This is a genomic window from Hymenobacter terrenus, from assembly GCF_000972495.1.
In the GTDB taxonomy this organism is placed as follows: Bacteria; Bacteroidota; Bacteroidia; order Cytophagales; family Hymenobacteraceae; genus Hymenobacter; species Hymenobacter terrenus.
On the sequence record NZ_LATM01000015.1, the window covers coordinates 1 to 19,835 of the forward strand.

The window sequence follows — 19,835 nt, forward strand, 5'->3', positions numbered from 1 at the left end:
GACGACCTTTTCCATGACCCTAAATTAACTCAAACAGCTTCTTAATTAGGCATTCAAGCCACTGGTTTGCTGAGAAAACGAGAGCTTTTACCTAAGATGCACTACATCTTGACTAACTCCACGCGGCGGTTTTTGGCTTTGCCGGGCTCGGTGCCATTGTCGGCCAGGGGCTTGGTCTGGCCAAAGCCAGCGGCCTGTAAGCGGTCGGCGGCAATGCCTTGGGCGGTGAGGTTGGCCACTACGGTACGGGCGCGGGCTTCGGACAACTCCTGGTTGTGCTGGGGTGTGCCGGCATTGTCGGTATGGCCCTGCACGGCCAATTTAAGGTCGGGGTTTTGGGCCAGCAGGCTGATGATTTGGGCAATGGTGGCCTGGGCATCGGGTTTCAGGGTGGCTTGGTCGGTGTCGAAATTGAGGTAGAGAGCCACGTGGCCGGTGGCGTCGAGGGCCTTTTTCATCTCGGCGGCGGGCAGCACGGTAGCTTCCATCGGCAAGCCTTTTTTCTCAACTACCGTCAACCAGTAGTTTTCGGGGTCGCTGGAGTAGGTTTTGTAGACTTCGACCCAAATTTCTTTGTCAGGCGTGCGCAGCATGTACACCCCCTGTTTCTCGCTGTTGTCTAAGCCGTAGCGCCCCCGGTGGCGCGGGTCTTCGTACTTGATTTTGAGGTCTTTCAGCTTCGCTCCAGACCCTTCAAATACTGTCACACCACCGAGGTCGTGCACCAGCTTTTCGTAGGTTTTCTGAGCTTGGAAGAACGAGGCCGCTTTTCCCAAAGCACTCACCGTCAGCAACCGCCCTTCTACCGGAATGAGCTTCGTACCATCGAAGAATTCGTAACGGTCAAAATTGACTTCCTTGTTGTACTCGCGGGCGGAGTTGCCAGGTGCCGTTTTCGCGTCCATTTTCACGTAGCCATCGAGTAGGCTGAAATAGGGAAAAGCGCCAAGCTTGGGAGTGACAACGGGCACGGCATTAGTGTCGAAGCCAGCCGGCGCGGGCGGGGCGGTGACCGTCGCTGTGGCGGGTTGTTCGGCAACCGGTGGCGCCGTGCTAGCCTTCGTGACCGGCGGTGTGGCAGTAGCAGTAGTGTCTTCCGGCTTTTTATCCGATGAGCAAGCGACCATGAGGAATAGCACACCCAAGGTGGCCACGCGGGAGAATTGAGGAAACGTCATTGCAAAAAGTTGAAAAGGTAGCATAAAGGAGGAAGTGTGGTAAATTGACCCTTAACCTATTCTAGCAGCACTGGCAGACAGGGATGGTGCTTGCTTAAGCGTAGTGGCAAAAGACCAGTTTCTTCTTTCAATGAAGTAGCCTTTGTCATATTTAATCATTGCTGCAGAGGCTAATTTGCTGGAAATTGCTCTGGTTAGCCTACAGGCCGCCGGGAGCTGCTTCCAGCTTGGTCAGGCGAAAAGAGCCCGCCGTTACGGTTTGGGTGAGCGGTGAAGCGCTGCCCGAGCTTTCCGCCGTGAACTCAAAGGTTCCCACCAGGCGCTGGGCCTGAACGTCGTACTCGGTGAGGGTAACCGTGCCGTTGACGGCGGCGGGGCCATAAACGGTATTGTAGTCGACGGGCGTGGAGATACCCGGTACCACCAGCACCAACTGGCCCGAAACCACGTCAGCAGGCGTACTGCTTTGTGGGAGCGAATAGGTGCCCGGCTTGGTCAGACTGTTGGGAACGGAAATAGTAAGCGTACGCTCACTCAGGCCCTGTCCCGGGAGTACCACCCCGCCATTGATGCTAATGATGGGTATGCTTTTGTAGGTGAAGGCCGACACGTCGGTGGCCTTGTAAACCTGGCCATTCTGGGTCCAGGTCATGAAGTCGCCATTGTTCGTCGTGGCGGCCGGCGTTTCCTTTTCATCCTTGCAAGAAGTGAGAAGCAGCATGCTGGTACACACCAGGAGCCAGGAAGCAGAAGAAGAATTGTGAAGCATATGGGTTTATGAGTGGCGCTATCCGGGCGCACTGGTCCGGCAGCAGAGGTTGGAAATGGTTTCGGAGGAAAGAGAGGGATTAGGTTTACCTGCCGACCGGCTCAAATGAGGCGATTAATTGGTCGAGGGCTTTCTGCAGGGAAGCAAACTGCGACGGCGATTTTGTAGCCGTGAAGCCGTAGCGCCGCCCGTCGCGGTAGGCGTACACACTCACCAGCTTTAGGCCAAAAGCGGCGTTTTCAACCCGGTAGGCTGGCAGACTGGTGCCCACCTTGGCGACGCTAACCTGGGGCGGTGCTGCGGCGCCAGCGGCGGCGCTTTGCACCACGGCCGTGAAATCGGCTTGGTTCAGAGCAGGCTTGCCGGCATGAGAAAACACCATGAGCTGGTCGTTGGGGTCGCTCAGGCGGTAGAGTTGCAAGCCGTTCATGCGCCCGAGCTGGCCGGGCGGGGTGGTGGCGGGCATGCTCTCACTTTCCTGCAGGCCGGGCTGCTGGCCGGGCCGGTCGGGCAGCATGCTGCTGATGCGTAGGTAGCTGTAGGCCCAGCCAGCTGGCACTTGCACCGAGAAGTTGCCGCCCGGTACCCGCACCCGCTGCGCCCCACCGGGGGCCGGGCGCGCGGCCGGTGCCGATGCAGCTACGGGCGTCGGCGTGGGCACAGCCGGCGTTCGGACGGGCGCAGCGGGCTGGTTTTTGCGGCGCCCAAACAGACCTTTTACGCCCGCCCCAATACCGTCGATTCCAGCATTGACGCCGCTGCTGATGCCGCCATTAGCGCGGCTGTTCACGGTGCCTTGGGCCGTGCGTGCGGCCTGGTCTTTGGTGATTACCTGCGCCGCGGCAGGCAGGGCCAGCAGCAACGTGAGCGGCAGCACAGCGGGAAGAAGCTTGTTCATGGCTAAACAAAAGGGCTTGATGCTGAACTATTTCGGCACGTAGTTGACTTTGAGCTGCACGCTGTTCACGTTTTGCCACGTCACGCCACTGCTGCCAGCAATGATGAGCCCTAGATTGAGGCTCGCGCCGGGGGAGTTGGTCAGCACCTTCTGAATCGCAGACTTATCGAAGCTTTCTCCAAAAGACAATGTCTTGTCCGTCAACTCAAAAAGCTTATTCGTTTTTGGTGAACTGCTGCCATCCTGCAGAACCAGCTCGGAGTCGTTACTCTGAAGCACCCAAGTACCAGTGCCCGTCGAACCGTCGCTGTACGTGACGACGGACTTACCATCAGGATTGAACTTGTAGCTCAGTTGGTTGGATGAAGGAGTTGGACTAGTGTTGCTTTGGTTATCAACGGCAATAGTGAGACTGCTCGCTTTCCACGTTACAGCAGTGAGCTGGGCAGCTTTAGAGGGTTTAGGGTCTTCCTTGTCTTTTTTGCAGCTAACAGCGGCGAACAGTAGGCCGGGCAACAGGAGTAAGCGGAGAAATTTCATGAGTGAAATGAGGTAAATAAAAAGTAAAAAGCATTGATTGAGAACAAAGAGCAGTCTGAATACCAGAGAGGTTCGAGGCCATCAAGGGCGGTACACGATGAAGGAGAACTCGCGCTCGGGCTGTGTGACAGTTCCCCCACTGAGGCGATTGGTCGTCACGATTACCCGGCCGCCGCTAGCGCCGCTAGCGGTAGTAAGCACCAATGCCACCGAGGCCAGAGTCGTGGCCTGACCCGTAGCCAGGCAAGTGGCCGTGCTCAGGTTGAGGCTGGCGGGCGATGAAACCGTAATTTCATAGTAGCCCGTGCCGGAAAAGGGCACGTCCACCGAGAAGTTGCCCGAGCCGCTGAGAATGGTGCCATCAGCGGCCACACGGCCATAAGCCAACGGCAGCAGGTTAGCCGACCCAGTGCTGGGCGAGTTTATGGCCGTGGTCCGCACTGCTCCACCCGTCACATCCAGGGCCGGGCCGGAGCCGGCTTGGGTAATGCTGACAGCGGCACTGGTATTGGCGGTATTGGTTTGCGAAAAGCTGCCGGCAACCCCGGTACCGGAAGACGTAGCGACCACGGCTGCGGACGAGTTGCTGGCATCGGCCCGCACGCCTACCCCAAAGGCGCCACTGGCTTGGCCGTACACTCCCCAGCCACTGCTACCCGAGGCCCGACCCTGCACGGCAAAGCCAGTAGTGCAGGCTCCGTAAAGGCCGGTGCCGATAGTGGCCACCCCGCGCACCGCATATCCATTGTCGGATTGCCCCAGTACTCCTATTGCGGAGGTGCTGGAATTGCTGTTGTAGCCCACCACCGCCCCAGCCGAGAGGCTGCTAGTAGCCGTAGTGCCATACACGCCGCTGCCCGAGAGCGAGGTCCCGTACACAGCAATGCCGGTGGTGGCTTGGGCATCTACCCCACGCCCGCTCACGCCGATACCTTGCACCCCGTAGCCGCTGCCCGATACAATGCCGCGCACGGCATAGCCATTGGTGGAGCTGCCCAGTACGCCGGTGGCGGCCGGCCCGCTGCCCGTGGTAAACCCCCACACTCCCGGTGAGTTGCTAACGGCCGACGCCGAGGTGCCGTACACACCTGCGTTGGAGGCAGAAGTGCCATACACGCCGTAGCCCGAGCTAGAGGTACCGTACACTCCCTCCCCGGAAGTGGCGGCGCCGTTCACGCCGCGCCCGGCGGTGGCATTGCCCTGCACCCCGTAGCCGCCATTGCCGGTGGCCGCGCCGCGCACCCCGTAGCCGCCCACGGTGAGGCCGAGTACGCCGGTGGTAACGCCCCCGGGCGCCAGATTCTGGCCGATAACACCAGCTTCTTCGGAGTCGTTGACGGCGGTGGCTCCCAGCACGCCGGTGCCCAGGGAGCTGCTCCCCCGCACGCCCACACCGTTGCTGGTGGCGGTAGCGTCGATGCCGCGCACGCCGGACGGGTCGAGCCCCACCGCGCCATCGGCGGCGGTGCGCACGATGCCTTGGATGCCGGTAGCATTATCATCGGCACTGGCGGCCTGGGCGCGCAGGGCGGGCCGGCTGCCGGTGCTGCTGACGAACACGGCCACTGAGTCATTGCCGGGAGCAGTATTCAGGAATTCGGCCACGCGTCCCTGGTCAGTACTGCTGGTTTTCTCGGCGCGCAGCGAGGCGGCGCGGGCCGAGCGACCGTACACGCCGGGCTCGCCGTAGGCTACTCCCGCCACACCGGCAGTGGCGGGCAGTGGCGTGGTTTGGCCAACAGTAAGGCGCTGCCCCAAAACCCCTTGCCTGCTGCCCCCGATTGTGGACCCGACGACACCAATGCCGCCATTGTTCGCCGTGCCCCGAATGCCATCGCCGTTGGCGCCACTGTTGCCGACGCTGAAAGCCTGATTGTTGGGCGTATTGGTGGTTCCGACGTATGGCAGCGTGAAACCGCCGGCCCCGGTATTCAGGCGCGTCCAGTTGGGCGCGGCGGCCGTACCGGCGTTGTAATAATAACCGGTGCCGTCGGGCAGGGCCGCATTACTATTAAAGATGAGCAGGCTCGGGGCCGGATTGATGATGGTGCTGGCGTCGGTAGGGCCGTTCAAGTTGACTTGGTTGATGAGCAGACCTTTATCGGGAGCGCGCAGGTGCAGCGCGGCTGAAGCATCCGGGGTGACGGTGCCAATGCCCACCTGGGCGCGGCTTGCCAGAGGGTAGCCGCCCAATAGCAGTACCAAACAGCAAATGAGGGATAAACGTGTTTTCATATATAAGGTAAAAAGCAGTGTGCAGTGTATGCCTAAATTGACTGGCTAGGTGTGCTGCAAAGGACGGAGGCGTTATCAGCCCGGCCCTTTCGGATTTGTTGCAAATACTTCTTACTTTGTTCCAATCTGCGCATTACCAAGGCTTTTATCCGGAATATTCGGCTTAGCCGGCATTCAGCTGTCCCCCACTACTAGCGAGATTGGTGTCGCCGCCGTCGCTGGGCAGCCGTCACGGCGGTCTTTCGCGGGTGCTGGCTACTCAGGCCGAGATTGAGAAATCAGGACTGAGGCGTGAGGCTACCTATGGCTTGGTGCTAGTCGCGGTGCCGGCCGCAGAGTTAGGCAGCTTCTGGGCCAGCAGCCATTGCCAGAATGCTGGATCGGTGTAGACTTTGTCGGCGATAAAATGGCCCTCGGCGGGGTACTCGGTGTATTTGGCCGCGTGGCCAGCGGCTTTGAGGGACGCCACCATCTGGCGGCTTTCCACTACAGGCACCACGTTGTCTTTGGCCCCATGAAATATCCACACGGGGGTGGTACCCACGGCTTTGGCCATTGCAGTATAGGCGTATAATGACTGGCTTTTGTAGGCCGTCAGGATTGGCGATGGAAACGCCTGGTCGAACCAGTCGGGCACTAGTACCCCGCCCGCCACCGGGGCCACGGCCGCAAACTTGCTGGGATAGTTGGCCCCGAGGTACCAAGCCCCGTACCCACCCATCGACAACCCCGTGACGTAGAGCCGGGCGGCATCAGCCTTGAACTCGGCCACGGTTTGATCGAGGGCCTTGATGGCCTGCTCAGCGCCCTCCCCGAACCAGATTTCGGGTGCCGGTTCCTGCGGAAATACTGCGAGGAACTGGCTATAAACTGGCTCCTTGGGCGCATACAGCTGGATGACGCTGCCCAGATTCGGGCCCCCCATCTGTTGCTCATTGTCCTGGCCCCATTGGCCCACGCCGTGTAGGTACAGCACCACGGGATACGTTTTGGCAGGCTTGTAATTCTCCGGCACGTACACGCGGTAAGCATAGGTACGCGCGCCCACGGTGACGGTGCGCTTCAGAAAGCCAGTTTCAGGACGACTAGCGGGAGCCTTTTGAGCCCGCGCCAATGGGCTCAGCAATAGCAGCAGTGCCAGAAAAAAGGAGGAGTGTTTCATGGTAACAAGGAGTGGCCTTTAAGTGAGTTAATTATTTGAATTCTAATCATTCATGCTCCACATTGCGCTCGATGACTGCCCCAAAACTCAGCTCATTCTCTGCCGGAGCCCGGTCCCGCAGTAGTCGACAGTTCACCCGGCCGCAGCAGGCCCCAGTTGCTCAGCAGCCCCGCCGGCCCTTTGCCCACCGTGCAGTGCCCCGCCAATTCGAAACCCAAGCCCTGATAAAAAGCCAGTTGAGCTGGTATCTGAGCGCTGAAGTAACAGGGCAGGGGCGCCTTCCGCAGTGCCAGCGTGGCCGCCAGCAAGCGGCGCCCTTCGCCTCGGCCTTGGGCAGCGGGATGCACGACCATGGCCAGCAGCAAATGGTGTGGCCCGGTCAGGCTTTGGTGACGTAGCCAGCTCATCGTACCTAATAGCTGGCGCAGGCGCTGGCTGCCGGCCCAGCCCAGGTGCCAGATGGCAGCCAGCCGTAGCCGCAGTGCCCAGGGCACGGTCGACTGAGTGGGATTCAGCCAAAGGGCCAGGGCCGTCCCTGCCGCGTTGGTGTAGGCCACACCGTGGCGGAAGGCAAGCGTAAGCAGCTGCTTCAGTAACCAGTGCTGCTGATGGGCGGCTGCCGGGCCGGTGCACACGTATCGCACCGCCGGATGCACGGCGGTGGCCTGCGCCAGCAACGCTGCGGCCCAAGCCAAGTCGGCGGTATTGAGGCGGCGCGGAGTAGCGGCTTGCGCTCGGGTAATGCTAGAAGGAAGTGGATTGGCCATAAGCGCCAACGCAACCAAAACGAAGCGGCGTTGCTGCTGGCAAAGGAAGAAGCGGCCTTCCCGGGCAGCCTTCCGCGCATGTTGCAAATGCTTGCGAAGGCGTTGCAGAGCCTTCGTAAACGTTGCAATAGCATTGTTTTTTGCGCATAGGGCCTATTCAACCCGGTATTTTCGTCATTTCTTGCGACGAAGCTGGACTTATATCAAACCAATAAGGTATTGATATTCAACCTATAAACATGAATACGATGCTGATTACGCTCAACTGAGACGTTTAAAAGGCACAAAACTGACAAGCCCCCCTACTACAACGAAGCGACAGAACCCAAACCTGGCCCAACATCCGCGCAAACGGACGACTTCGTTGCAATAACTATCACTGCAGTGGCCAGCTATGGTCAACCATGCCTAAGCAGGATGGCCTCTTTGAGACGGGTGCTTTTGCTCGCGTACTCCTCCCCTTTCTACTCTGGTACCAAGCCCGGCCCTATTCCTTGCCCACCGTGCTCGGCGCGTAGCCAAACTGCCGCGAAAATGCGGTGCTGAAGTGCGCTGGATTACCATAGCCAACCTGATAGGCGACTTCAGCCACTGTTCCCGCTCGTGCCTGAAGCAAGGCCAAAGCCCGTAGCAGACGGGTGTGGCGCAGGTATTCGCCGGGCGCCTGGCCGGTCAAGGCCTTGAGCTTGCGGTGCAATTGGGTGCGGCTTAGCCCCAGTTCCTGTCCGAGCTGGTCCACCCCGTAATCTTCATCACCCAGGTGAGCGAGCACGGTGGCGTCAAATTTTTGTAAAAAGGCTTGGTCGAGCGAAGGCAGGGCGGCCACGGCCGTGGCGTGAACCGCCAGTTGATTGGGCAGCAATGCTGTAAACCTACTCCGGGAGTTTTCTTCTGATTGAACCAAGACCTTTTCGGCCGACGCAAGGGCCGCGAAGCGGGCACGGTTTTGCTGGCCGAGGTGGAGCAGACTGCGCACTTGAGCCTGCAACTCGCGGGGCCGAAACGGTTTGGATAAATACGCATTAGCGCCGGTTTCGAGGCCTTGCAAACGGTCGTCGGCAGACGAGCGAGCCGTGAGAAGCACCACCGGAATGTGGCTGGTGGCCGGGTCGGCCTTAAGCTCGGCGCATACCTCGTAGCCACTCAGGCCGGGCATCATTACGTCGCTCACTATCAGGTCTGGCACTTCCGCCCGCGCCAGGGCTAGGCCGGCCGTGCCATCAGGAGCCATTAGTAGGCGGTAGCCAGCCGGCGCCAGCGCCTCGGCAATAAAGGCCCGAACCTCGTCGCTGTCTTCAATGATGAGCACCAGTGCTGGCTCGGCATCATTGGCCGGGGTGGAACCCAGTCCCGCTGCAAGCGGACTGAGTATGGCAGTCAAATCTGCCGTTACTTCTGACTCACTCCGCGAAACCGGAGCCGGTCCGGTGTCCAGCTGATCGGTCCCGGTACTGGGCAGCGCCGGCCCGGCACTCAGCACGCCCCGTACCAGCCGCACCACGAAGCAAGCACCTTGATTGGGAGGGCTGCACGCTTCTACGGCGCCACCGTGCAGGGCCACTAGTTCGCGCACTAGCGCCAACCCAATGCCAGTGCCCTGGCGCGGCGCCCCGGTAGCAGCCTCGGTTGGGCCACGGGAACCGGCCTGGTAAAATCGGTCGAACAAGTGCGGTAGATGCTCGGGACCGATGCCGGGGCCAGTATCCTGCACGGCCAGCTCCACGGTGCCGGCGGGAGCCGCTACGGTAGGCAGGCCGCTGACTACCCGCAGCGTTACCTCTCCGCCGGGGGGCGTAAAGCGCACGGCATTGGCTAACAGATTAGTAAGCACCTCATCTAGTTTCTCGGCGTCGAATACCAGCGGCACCGGGCCAGTCGGCGCGTCCAGGCGCAGCACTACGCTCCGGCTGGCAGCCAGGTCTTCGAAGCTCGCCAGGCAATGCCGGGCCAACTGGCCCACGTCGCCAGCCGTGGGGTGCAGGCGCAGGGCCCCGGCGTCAAGCTTGCTCAAATCCAGCAGCTGGTTGATGAGGGACAGCAGCTTCCGGGCTTGGCTCAGCACCAGGCCGCCACGCTGCCGGCTGCTGGCATCGGGCGCCTCCTCGACCAGCAGTTCGGCGGGGCCCAAAATGAGAGTGAGCGGGGTTCGCAGCTCGTGGCTGATGTTGGTAAAAAAGTCAGTTTTTATTCGATCTAGCTCCTGCAGCTGGCCTAAAGTCTGACGTTCAAGGTGGCGCTCGGCCCGCTCCCGCTCCTGCCGTCGGGTGCGGCGACGTACGCCGTAGAGGGCTAGCACCAGTCCAGCCGTGTAGAGCGGCCAGGCCCACCAGCGGCGCCACCACGGCGCTTCTATTTTAAACGCAAAAGCAGCCGGCGCGCTCCAGCCGCCCTCACCGTTGGTGGCCCGTACTTCAAAGGTATAGGGGCCGGGCGGCAGGTTGGCAAAAGTGGCCGAAGTACCAGCCACGGGGCCCACCCACTTATCGGCGAGGCCGCGCAGACGGTATTGGTAACGCACCCGCCCCGGCCGGGCCAGGCTCACGCCCAAAAAGTCGAAACTGAGGCTGTTGAGACTGGTCGGCAACTGCAGGTCGGGCTGCAAGGCAGTGTCGCGCAGAGCCACACGCAGGCCGGTGAGGTAGGTGGGCGGGGCAGCGTAGGTACGGGGCACCTGCTGGGGATTGTAGAGCATGAGTCCGCCCACGGTGCCCATCCACACCTCCCCGTCCGCGTCCAGCAGCACGGCATTCTCGTCGGCTTCCCCACCCAGAAAGCCGTCGGCCGGGGTGTAGGACCGCACGCCACCCGTGCGAGTGTCGAGCACATCGATGCCCAGATGGGTGCCCACCCAGACCCGGCCGACACTGTCACACTGCACAAAATAGGGGTTGATGGACTGCAGGCCCGCCTGTACGCCATAGGTGTGCAAGCGGCCGGTGGCCGGCTCGTAGCGCAGCAGTGGCGTGCCCACCGGCCCCAGCCAAAGGTGGCCCCGGCGGTCTTCGCTAATGGAACCTATCGTGAGCCGGCCAGCCTGCCCATCTACCCGCCGGAAAGTGTCGCCGTCAGTGTCCACGCTAATGAGGCCGGCATCGTCGGAAGCCAACCAGAGCCGCCCGGAGTGGTCGCGGTATACCTGCCAGAAATTATTACTAGGCAGGCCATTGTCGCCGCTGCGGAACGTGCGAAACGTACGTTGAGCGGGGTCGTATACGGTCACGCCGCGCCGATGCGTCACCAGCCACATGCGCCCGCGGGTGTCTTCGGCCATGCTCGCCACGTATTGTCCGGCCAGCCCTTCCACATTGCGGTCGTAGATTTCCCAGCGGCCGGTTTGCAAGTCGTAGCGGCGGGCGCCCTCCAGAGTGCCTACCCATACGCCGCCCCGGCTGTCGGGAGTTAGGCTCAACACATAGTGGCCCCGCTCGGTGTGCGCGGGCACCACCAGCGGGCGGGCCGGCGGCTGCGGGCCCCCACTGTTGAGGGGAAGCCGCCCAATGTCATGCTGGGTACCAACCCACAGCTCATCGGCCCGGGGCTGGGCCAGGGCGGTCACCGGGTCGGCCGGCAGGCCGTCGGCGGTGGTGAACTGCGCAAACCGCTCGTCGGTCAGATACTGATTTACTCCGGTATCGGTGGCGGCCCACAGGCTGCCCTCGCGGTCCACCAACAAGTCGCAGGCGCGGTCGTGGTCGAAGGTTTTGCGTCCGGCAAGGGCCCGGAAGCGCAAGTCACCCGCCTGTGGCAGCCCCTGACACAAACCGGCCGCCGTGCTAACCCATACCCGGCCCGCCGCATCCTGCACCACACGGAGCACCAAGTCAGTGGGCAGGCCCTGCGCCCGGGTGTAGCGACGCAGCCGCCAGCCACCGGTCGGGGCGGCACTCACCCGCAACAGTCCATGCGCAGTACCTACCCACGCCACCGAGTCGCTGACCCGATAGCAGCCATAAAGGTGCTGGCGCAGAGCGGCTGGTAGAGAGGCTTGCTCGGCGGGCCGGAGCTGCCCCGTGCGCCGGTCAAACACTAGCAGGCCCCGGGGCGTGGTGGCCCACTGGCATCCGCGCAGCCCCGGTCCCAGCCACTCCACCGTATCGGCGGGAAGGCCCTGGGCGGTGCTCCAGTGCTGGATAAGGGTATCGGGACGCCCTGGCCCGAAGCTTAGACGCCACACCCCCTGCGCCTTAGAGCCTACCCACAATTCGTTCCGACCGGCCCACAAGGTGGCGATACGGCCGGGCACGGCTAGTCCGGGCAGCCGCACCGACCGAATGCGTCCATCGATTCCTAGCACAGCCAAGCCTGCATACTTCTGCCCCAGCCACACCGTGCGGCCGTCAGGAGCCACGGCCATTGCCTGCACGTGCGAATCGGGCAGCCCGTCAGGCCCACCGTAATTTCGGAAACCTTGCCCATCGTATACGCATACCCCGCCCTGCGTTCCTACCCAAAGCCGCCCCCGCAGGTCCTGGGCTAAGCAGTACACGGTCGACTGCACTAGGCCATTGGCAGTAGTGTACGAGCGCACGGCCAGCGTCTGGGCCTGCACCGGGCGCGGGGCAGCCAACTGGACGAGGCTGCTCAGCACCATCATCCATCCTAAAGCTCTTAGCAACTTACCTGGCAAGAATCTAAGCATGTTATGATAAATATAACTAACTCAGCTTAGAACCCGCCTCAAGCAGATGGGCACAACGAAACTGGGAGAGGTACTGCACAGAAAACAGAGGCTAATGCCGCAAGAAGTGTTATCGAAAATGGAGCAAATCTATTAGCTCTTACCACCATATGAAATAGGTAAGATTACTCATAGCCAGGTTATACTCTCAATCCTATATTGCTCATTCCAACATCATATTTTCATCTGTTGCCCAGGTACTTACTCATACTTCACCACACCCAGCAGCTTGGCACTGCAGCAGCAGCTCCCGCACGGTGTGAAGCCACCAGCGCAATATTTACGCGAGGCTGGGCATCGACAACCGCACCGCCTGATTTAAGCTATCTAAATGGTCGTGCAGTAGTAAGCGCTTCATTATGAGGCCTCCGTCACGCCACGAGACCCAACACTTTGCGCCTCTACCTCTCAGTTTCTCTTGACAACGATATAGCGGCTAATTCGCACGTTCAGGCGCTAATCACTGCCAGCCGGAGCCGCGCTGGGGCTAATAAGGTCGGGCGAGGTGGCACGACGGGCGTTGTGGTAAAAACCCACCCCGCCGACCAAGCCGATGTTACAGTTGAAGACAAGAAGACCAGTTCCAAGTGTTGGGATTGAAGTTCCATTGGTAAGTGCAGAAAGGATGACTTGATGAATGGGAAAGCATTTAGTAGAGGTTCGATAGTCGGGGCAACTAAGGAATCGGGCATCGTGGCGCCAACACCAAGCTGAGCCGTGGCCGTGGGGCGAGGCTGCTAGTAATCAGAAGCCTTAAAATAAGAAATATTACTGGGTTACGCGATGTACCTTCGCGAAGTAGGCAGCCGACGACCGGCCCTTTGTGGTTCTATTAAATTCGATGCAGACCCTTGCCCTAAGGCACGCTTGCCAACTCAACGATGCCCTGGCCGCGCTCTACGCCCAGCCAGACCCAACTACGCTGTTCGACCGGCTGGCTGCCGCGCTGCTCGACCTGTTTGGCGCCGAAACAATTTGTTTCGACCGTTTCGACACACAGGGCAGCTTGCAGTTTCTCGGGGCGTGGCCGCAACACGTTTTCACGCCGCAGGTGCTGGCCGTTGCGGCACCGTTTATGCCGCAGCACCCACTATACGAGGAGTTATTTGTGCGTCAAAACTCTCTGCCACTGCGCACCAGCGACTTTGGCACGGTACACCAATTTGCAGGCACGGACTTGTACCAACATTTGTATCGACCCTTTGCCCTTACTCATCACCTGATTTTGGCGGCATTGGTGCCGGGCGGCGACATAGTAACGTGTTGCATCTTCCGCAACCACCGCGACTTCACAGAAAGCGAACGGATATTGCTGGCATTCGTGCGGCCCCACATAGGGACCTTATTGCGTCTCACCGAGCAGTTTACGCCCAGCCGCGTGGCGTCGGGCATCCATTCGCTCGTACCTGGTCGGGCAGGCCTGACCCCGCGCGAGGCCGATATTTTGTTTCACCTCGCGCAGGGACGTACCGATAAAGAAATTGCCCAACTCTGCCGCATCAGCCCTCGCACGGTGCAGAACCACCTGCGAAATATTTACGCGAAGCTGGGCGTCGACAACCGCACCGCTGCTAGTCGGCGAGCCGTGGCGTGGTGACGAGCTTCTGAAATCTGGAAAGCTTTGGATTAGAATTTGGCCGTGAGCCCTACTTTGAGGTAGCTCTGGTCATAGCCCAGCTCAGCAAAAGCCCCAATGCTGGGGGTGAAGAAGTAGCGCCCGCCCACAAACAAACCCAGCACGGCATCAGTCCCTCCATAATTAGCTGATTGTGAAAACAGTCCCTCGCCAGAGGACCCGAGGCGCCGCACCCCCAGGCCCAGGCCACCATAAGTATCGAGCTCAGGAATAAAATTGTAGTGAAATGCCCCACGCAGGGTTACTACAATGTCAGTAAATTTAATCTTGTCGCCTCCCCCAAAATTGTAAGAGGCTCCTTGGTAGCCGATAAACCCACCTACTCCTAACACGCCCGGCCCCAGCGGAATGATGCCTCGCTCATAGGATAAGCTAATGGCCGGCGACACCGACGAGTTGCCGCCAAAAAATCCTCCGTCATACCCGTAGCGATTACCTAGGCCGACGCCTAGGTTCACGGCATTGGTACCTACCTCGAAGGGGCCCGTACCACCCGTGGCCGAAGCGGACGCCGAGCGAGCTGGTTCGGCTGCCGGCGCAGCGGCCGGCGCGGGCGGAGTAGCAGCGCGAGCCGGGGCGGCGGGCGCGGGTTTGGCCACGGGCGCGGGCTTAACTACTGGCTTAGCCCCGGGCTTTGCTACTGACTTAGGTGCCGGCTTGCGAGTCTGGGCCTGGGAAGCGGCAAGCGGGAGAGATACTACCGCGCTAGCGGCCAACAAGGTGCGAAGAATTCCTTTCATAGAAGTTGAGTAAAAAGTAAAATGGAATAATGTGGAGAGGTTTTAAATGAGGATTCAAAATTAGAGACATAATTATTATAAACGGGTATTTTATTCACAATAATTGATACAAAATCAATTTTATTTTCTGCAGACACTCTGCACCTGGATGTATTTCTATCTCCTAAGGCTTGTAAGTGATGAAGTTAAAAGGACGGTCTGCGGTTGCGCCGGATGAGTTGTAGGTAAATACCCGTAGCTGCGTGCCGCTAATGCTGTTGGTGGTGAGTTCTCCCCCAACGCCATTGAGCGAAGCCACAGTAGTATAGTTTATATAGAAGTAGCTCTCACCCGTAATCATGATATCATAAATCCCAGTCCCCGCTTTGGTGACCGTAAAATTGGCCGTGCTACCGGCGGCGTTGATTGTGGCATCGGCATTCACGTTGCCATAGCAAATAGGCAGGAGATTAGCGGTACCCGTCTGAGCACGATTTACTTCGCTGGTATTGGCGCCCGACACTGTGATGGTGCCGGCCACATCAAGGCGGCTAGTGGGCGAATTGGTGCCAATGCCCACGTTGCCGCTGTAGCTACCGGAAGGCTGGAAAATAAAGTTTCTGGCCCGCAGCTGCATGAGGTCATCCCCGCCAGCCTCGCCGATGGTTACAAAATTTGAGTCGCCAAAGCGGAGCACCTGGTTGTCGGCAACACCAGTCCAGCCAGTGGTTTTACCCAACCGGGCGTCGCCGTTGTTCAGCAGGCGCAGGCCACGGGTACCGCCGTTACCCAACAACTGGTTGGTACCGAGCTGCAAGTTTTGTGTAGCGGTATGGTTGCCAAGGTTGTCGCCATCGGGAGTGATAAATACCCAACCGCCAGTACCCACGTAGTACCAGAAGCCGCTTTGGGCGCCACCGCTGGGGGAGCCGTCAGTTTGGTACACCATCAGGCCCTGGGGCGGACTGGCGATGGCTGTGCGTTGGGCCGCCGTCAGGCGCGGAATCAGCAGCCCCTTGTCCGTCGCTTGGATATCGACAGCGGACTTGGTGTTGGGCGTATTGGTCCCGATGCCTACCTGGGCCTGGCTGGTTCGAGCCAGAAACAGGGTGGCCAGCAGGAATAGAAAAGCAAAGAGGTTTTTCATAGTTGATGAAGCTGAGCAGAATGTAAAGAGGAGGTATTCCGGTGCTTGAAGACCAAAACAGCACGGCGTATGGGTGGCCTATTTAGGAGGCGGTGCCCCTTGCTGGCAGGGTGCACGGCTAGCACCGATGATGTTAGCTGGTAGTGGCCACGCTTTGGCAACGCTGCTACACACGCTGGGCCAGCGCATCCGGCCCGGTGTAGCAGTAGTTCAGCACAGAATGGTTGATACAGGCAATGACCAGGTATTCAGACGCCCAATCTAAATTGGCAGGCTACAGGCGGGCAAGTAAGGCGAAGACAGAAATACATAGACTGGGCTCAATGGACCGTGGAGAATAAACTGCTGTACCCAGCAGAGACCATGGTGTACCTACGGCCGGCACTTCAACCCCGTCCCCACCCCTCCGGGAGCGGGGTGCGTTCAACAAATCTGGTGTCTGGCGCCCCTCTCCAGGAGGGGTGGGCCGGAGGCCGGGTCTACGCGGGAACTGCTCTAATTCCGCATCAGGCGTAGCGTCCGGCTGGTGCCGGGGGTAGTCACGCTAAGCAGGTAGACCCCACTAGGCAATGCGCTGATTTCGGTTCTGAATAGCTCTTCGCTCAACCGATTGGTGGTGTGATACTCGGTTAGGCGGCGGCCAGTGGCGTCAATAAGGATGGCAGTAAGCGGGCCATCAAAGGGCTGCTCCACCCGGATGTGGGGTCCGGCGCCAGTCGAGGGGTTCGGCCAGGCGCTCACAAGTAGGGCCGTGGTACTTTCCACCGCCACCGTTCGCACCGGCGAGTAACTGGCCATGCCGTCGACATCGACCTGACGCAGACGATAATAGAGGGTGGGCACGCCGAATTGGACCACCTTAGGGTCAATAAAGAAGTAGTTGCGGGGCGTCGAACTATTACCCTGCCCGACCACTTGGCCAGTGCGCTCAAACACCAACCCGTCGCGGCTGCGCTCCACATCAAAGTAGGCATTATTCTTTTCCGAAGCCGTGTTCCAGTCTAGGCGGGCATCGGGGCCCTGGCGGCGGACCGAGAAAGCGGTCAGCTCTACTGGCAGCGGGGCGTTGGGGTCTGCCAGGGTAAACCGGCCAGCTACGGCTTCGGCTACGGCCCCGGACGGGGCGTATTGGCGGGGGTCGGTGGCGGCGGCATTAGCGGTGGGGCCGGCGGTCCGTGTCCAGTTCGTGAAGAGTGTAGTACTGCGCCAGGGAGTGGCCTGTGCCATGTCGCGGCCGTTATCAAGTACCCCTAGCCAGCTGAAATTCATCACCCGGGTGGGAGCCCCGGCAGCCGTTGTGGCCACGTCCCAATACACTGCCGCCGAGGTGTTGCCAGCGGCCGATGTGATGGCCGTCGGGCCCGTTACCCGCGTCACGGTCAGGTTGGCCACACTGGCACCGGCCGGCATGCTCAACCCCAAAAAAGGACCGAAGGTGGTGCCATTCACGACGCGAGCAGCCATGGTCACGGGGCCAACTAAATGGGCGGTGGCCGTTTCGACCGGGTTAGTGGCTGTGGGCAGCAGCACGAGTGGCGTGCCGGTGCCTACGCTCACCAAACCATTAGTGAGCGTGATGGTGCCAGATACGCTCAGGTTGGTATTGATGGTAACCCCAGCGGTGTTGTTCACCGTCAGGTTCTGCACGGGCAGGGCGGCCGTGCCAGTCACCGTTTGTGGACCAGCCGTGCCCACCGCCCGCAACATGGCAGCCGGGGCAACTGGCGCCGTTACTATTCCATTATTGATGAGGTCGCCACCGAAATCAAGTAGACCTTCGTTGGTGAGAATGGCACCCGTACCTACGGTAAGGGACGAAGGCACAGTCATGAGGCTACCCGGCGCGATATATAGAGTAACTGGCCCGGATAAAGTAACTTGGGCCTGCCCAGCTACCGGGAGGCCGGCAGCCAAGCAGGTGAGCAGAAGCAGCGAGTAGTGTTTTTTCATGGCTCGATGTAGAAGCAAAATCGTGGCTGTTTGATAGTGCCAAAGCAAGCCTTTCTTCCCCTAAATACTATTCGCTGATGTTGCAAATGCATACGCGGGCGTTCCATCGCTTGTGCATTTGTTGCACACACTTTTGATTTTGTGGTAATTTTTTATATTTTTTATAAAGATCCCCTTAAAAAGGCCAAAAAATATACTCGGTAATTAATCCTCTACTATTTCATTTTTAAGCGATTCTGCTGCTTCAGTCCCAACAGTATCAGCTTCGTCATTGCGCGCTGTCGCGCTGGGCGGGAAACCAAACTGGCGAGAAAACGCGGTGGAAAAGGCAGCCGGGCTGGCGAAACCCACTTGATTAGAAAACTGCTGGCCGTCGAAGGCGCACACGCCGCCCTGCGTGCCGGCTTACAAGCGCCCTTGCCCATCCTGGCAGATGACATTTACTACACTCTGGGGCAAACCGTTGGCAATAGTATATTCGCGGAGGGCTAGCGTTTGAGCCAGTACCGGCCGTAGAGCAAGCAACCCTCAGCCCAATACCAGCGTCATCAATAGTCTTTTCACCATAAGACCCAGATAGTAAGCCGAAAACAAAGTGCTGCACAGTGAACTTTGTGCAGGACAACGTTTTTTAAAGCTACACAATATCCACTAAATTTAGTATCTCAGCTTTTGTAGAGCAGCACTATTTTTCCCGCCGCAGACGTTTCACTTGTTGTACCTTTGAGCCCGCTTGTTTAAAAGCTAGCCTCTCCCACCTTATTCTATTTCTCATTCCGTGGCCGAAATATCCTGTTCCTTTTGCAATAAGAGCAAGCGCGAAGTCGCCGTTATGATTTCGGGCATCAATGCCCACATCTGCGAGAAATGCGTGGGCCAGGCCCAGCACATTCTCAACGAAGAGGCTAAGGCCCAGGATGCTAGCAAGCAGCCCAAGTTCAATCTCATCAAGCCTCGCGCCATCAAGGAGCACCTCGACCAGTATGTTGTTGGTCAGGACGAAGCTAAGCGCGTGATGTCGGTGGCCGTGTACAATCACTACAAGCGCCTGATGCAGAAACCCAGCGAGGACGAGGTGCAGATTGAGAAGTCCAACATTATTATGGTGGGCGAAACCGGCACCGGCAAAACTTTCCTGGCTCGCATGCTAGCCAAAATTCTGCAGGTGCCTTTCTGTATCGCCGACGCCACTGTGCTGACGGAAGCAGGGTATGTGGGTGAAGACGTGGAAAGCATTCTCACGCGCCTGCTGCAAGCCGCCGACTACAACCTTGAAGCCGCCGAGCGTGGCATCGTGTACATCGACGAAATCGACAAAATTGCCCGCAAAAGTGACAATCCTAGCATTACCCGCGACGTGAGCGGCGAAGGGGTGCAGCAAGCCCTGCTGAAGCTGCTCGAAGGCACGGCCATCAACGTGCCGCCGCAGGGAGGCCGCAAGCACCCTGAGCAAAAAATGATTTCGGTGAACACCGAGAACATCCTCTTCATCTGCGGCGGCGCCTTTTCGGGCCTCGACCGCATCATTAAGAGCCGTTTGAATACCAAGCCTTTGGGTTTTGCCAAAACTAATCTTGAAGAGCAAATCGACACCGAGAATTTCCTGCGCTATGTCTCGGCCCAGGACATCAAGAGCTTCGGTCTCATCCCCGAACTCATTGGCCGTCTGCCGGTGCTTACCCACCTCAACCCACTGGACCGCAGTACGCTGCGTATGATTCTGACCGAGCCCAAAAATTCGCTCGTGAAGCAGTACAAGCGTCTGTTCAACATGGAGAGCATCGAGCTTGACTTCACCGAAGAAGCCCTCGAATACATCGTGGAGAAAGCCGACGAATACCGCCTCGGCGCGCGCGGCCTGCGCTCCATCTGCGAGAGCATCATGACGGATGCCATGTTTGAAATGCCCTCGCAGGAAGGCGCTGATGAACTGCTGATTAACCTGAGCTACTGCCGCAGCAAATTTGAGAAATCGACCCTGCGCCACATGCGAGCCGCATAGTCGCTACCCCATTTTTGTCTCCGAAGGGAAGCTCGGCCACGGCTAAGCTTCCCTTTTTCTTTACGCTTCAACCGACAAAAGCAAAGCATTAAGAGAATACCTACCATTAACTCTTCGTTCTATCTCCTACCCCCCTTGTAGCCGTCGCGAAAAG

The 19,835-nt window shown here is 59.3% G+C and carries 14 protein-coding genes; 3 read left to right on the top strand and 11 right to left on the bottom strand.

The annotated features are described in order from the left end of the window. Positions 1-101: 101 nt before the first annotated feature. From WX88_RS16895 to WX88_RS16930, 8 genes are all read right to left on the bottom strand, one after another. Complete coding sequence (locus WX88_RS16895) at positions 102-1,178, bottom strand: OmpA family protein (protein WP_052732788.1); 1,077 nt, start codon at positions 1,176-1,178, stop codon at positions 102-104. Positions 1,179-1,377: 199 nt separating this feature from the next. After that, the gene (locus tag WX88_RS16900) at positions 1,378-1,947 is read right to left on the bottom strand and encodes a DUF6252 family protein (protein WP_156176214.1); all 570 of its coding nucleotides are present in this window, start codon (positions 1,945-1,947) and stop codon (positions 1,378-1,380) included. Between the two features lie 85 nt (positions 1,948-2,032). Next, entirely contained in the window at positions 2,033-2,845 is an 813-nt protein-coding gene (locus WX88_RS16905; RefSeq protein ID WP_046245586.1) for a hypothetical protein, read from the bottom strand. 27 nt (positions 2,846-2,872) lie between these two features. Further along, complete coding sequence (locus tag WX88_RS16910) at positions 2,873-3,385, bottom strand: lipocalin-like domain-containing protein (protein ID WP_046245587.1); 513 nt, start codon at positions 3,383-3,385, stop codon at positions 2,873-2,875. A gap of 81 nt (positions 3,386-3,466) precedes the next feature. Next, complete coding sequence (locus WX88_RS16915; protein WP_156176215.1) at positions 3,467-5,620, bottom strand: beta strand repeat-containing protein; 2,154 nt, start codon at positions 5,618-5,620, stop codon at positions 3,467-3,469. A 301-nt stretch (positions 5,621-5,921) separates the two neighbouring features. After that, positions 5,922-6,782, bottom strand: coding sequence for a carboxylesterase family protein (locus tag WX88_RS16920; protein WP_052732789.1), 861 nt, complete (start codon positions 6,780-6,782; stop codon positions 5,922-5,924). Positions 6,783-6,874: 92 nt separating this feature from the next. Continuing rightward, positions 6,875-7,549 (bottom strand): GNAT family N-acetyltransferase, encoded by a 675-nt coding sequence (locus tag WX88_RS16925; RefSeq protein WP_046245589.1) that lies wholly within the window; start codon positions 7,547-7,549, stop codon positions 6,875-6,877. Positions 7,550-8,036: 487 nt separating this feature from the next. Continuing rightward, entirely contained in the window at positions 8,037-12,188 is a 4,152-nt protein-coding gene (locus WX88_RS16930; protein ID WP_082116106.1) for a hybrid sensor histidine kinase/response regulator transcription factor, read from the bottom strand. 880 nt (positions 12,189-13,068) lie between these two features. On the opposite strand from WX88_RS16930, the gene WX88_RS27880 reads away from it, so the two are divergent. Beyond that, positions 13,069-13,824, top strand: a complete 756-nt coding sequence (locus WX88_RS27880; RefSeq protein WP_052732790.1) for a helix-turn-helix transcriptional regulator — start codon at positions 13,069-13,071, stop codon at positions 13,822-13,824. A gap of 29 nt (positions 13,825-13,853) precedes the next feature. On the opposite strand, the gene WX88_RS27885 is transcribed toward WX88_RS27880, so the two are convergent. From WX88_RS27885 to WX88_RS27890, 3 genes are all read right to left on the bottom strand, one after another. Next, on the bottom strand, positions 13,854-14,603 hold the full coding sequence (locus WX88_RS27885) for a hypothetical protein (protein WP_052732791.1): 750 nt from the start codon (positions 14,601-14,603) through the stop codon (positions 13,854-13,856). Between the two features lie 163 nt (positions 14,604-14,766). Further along, positions 14,767-15,729, bottom strand: a complete 963-nt coding sequence (locus tag WX88_RS16945) for a hypothetical protein (RefSeq protein WP_046245591.1) — start codon at positions 15,727-15,729, stop codon at positions 14,767-14,769. A 495-nt stretch (positions 15,730-16,224) separates the two neighbouring features. Continuing rightward, positions 16,225-17,679 (bottom strand): T9SS type A sorting domain-containing protein, encoded by a 1,455-nt coding sequence (locus WX88_RS27890; RefSeq protein ID WP_052732792.1) that lies wholly within the window; start codon positions 17,677-17,679, stop codon positions 16,225-16,227. 351 nt (positions 17,680-18,030) lie between these two features. Here WX88_RS27890 and WX88_RS30185 point away from each other — a divergent pair, with 351 nt between their 5' ends. Then, the gene (locus tag WX88_RS30185; RefSeq protein ID WP_156176216.1) at positions 18,031-18,171 is read left to right on the top strand and encodes a hypothetical protein; all 141 of its coding nucleotides are present in this window, start codon (positions 18,031-18,033) and stop codon (positions 18,169-18,171) included. A gap of 286 nt (positions 18,172-18,457) precedes the next feature. Then, positions 18,458-19,681: an ATP-dependent Clp protease ATP-binding subunit ClpX gene (clpX, locus tag WX88_RS16955; protein ID WP_046245592.1), complete on the top strand. Its 1,224-nt coding sequence runs from the start codon at positions 18,458-18,460 to the stop codon at positions 19,679-19,681. Positions 19,682-19,835: the final 154 nt, after the last annotated feature.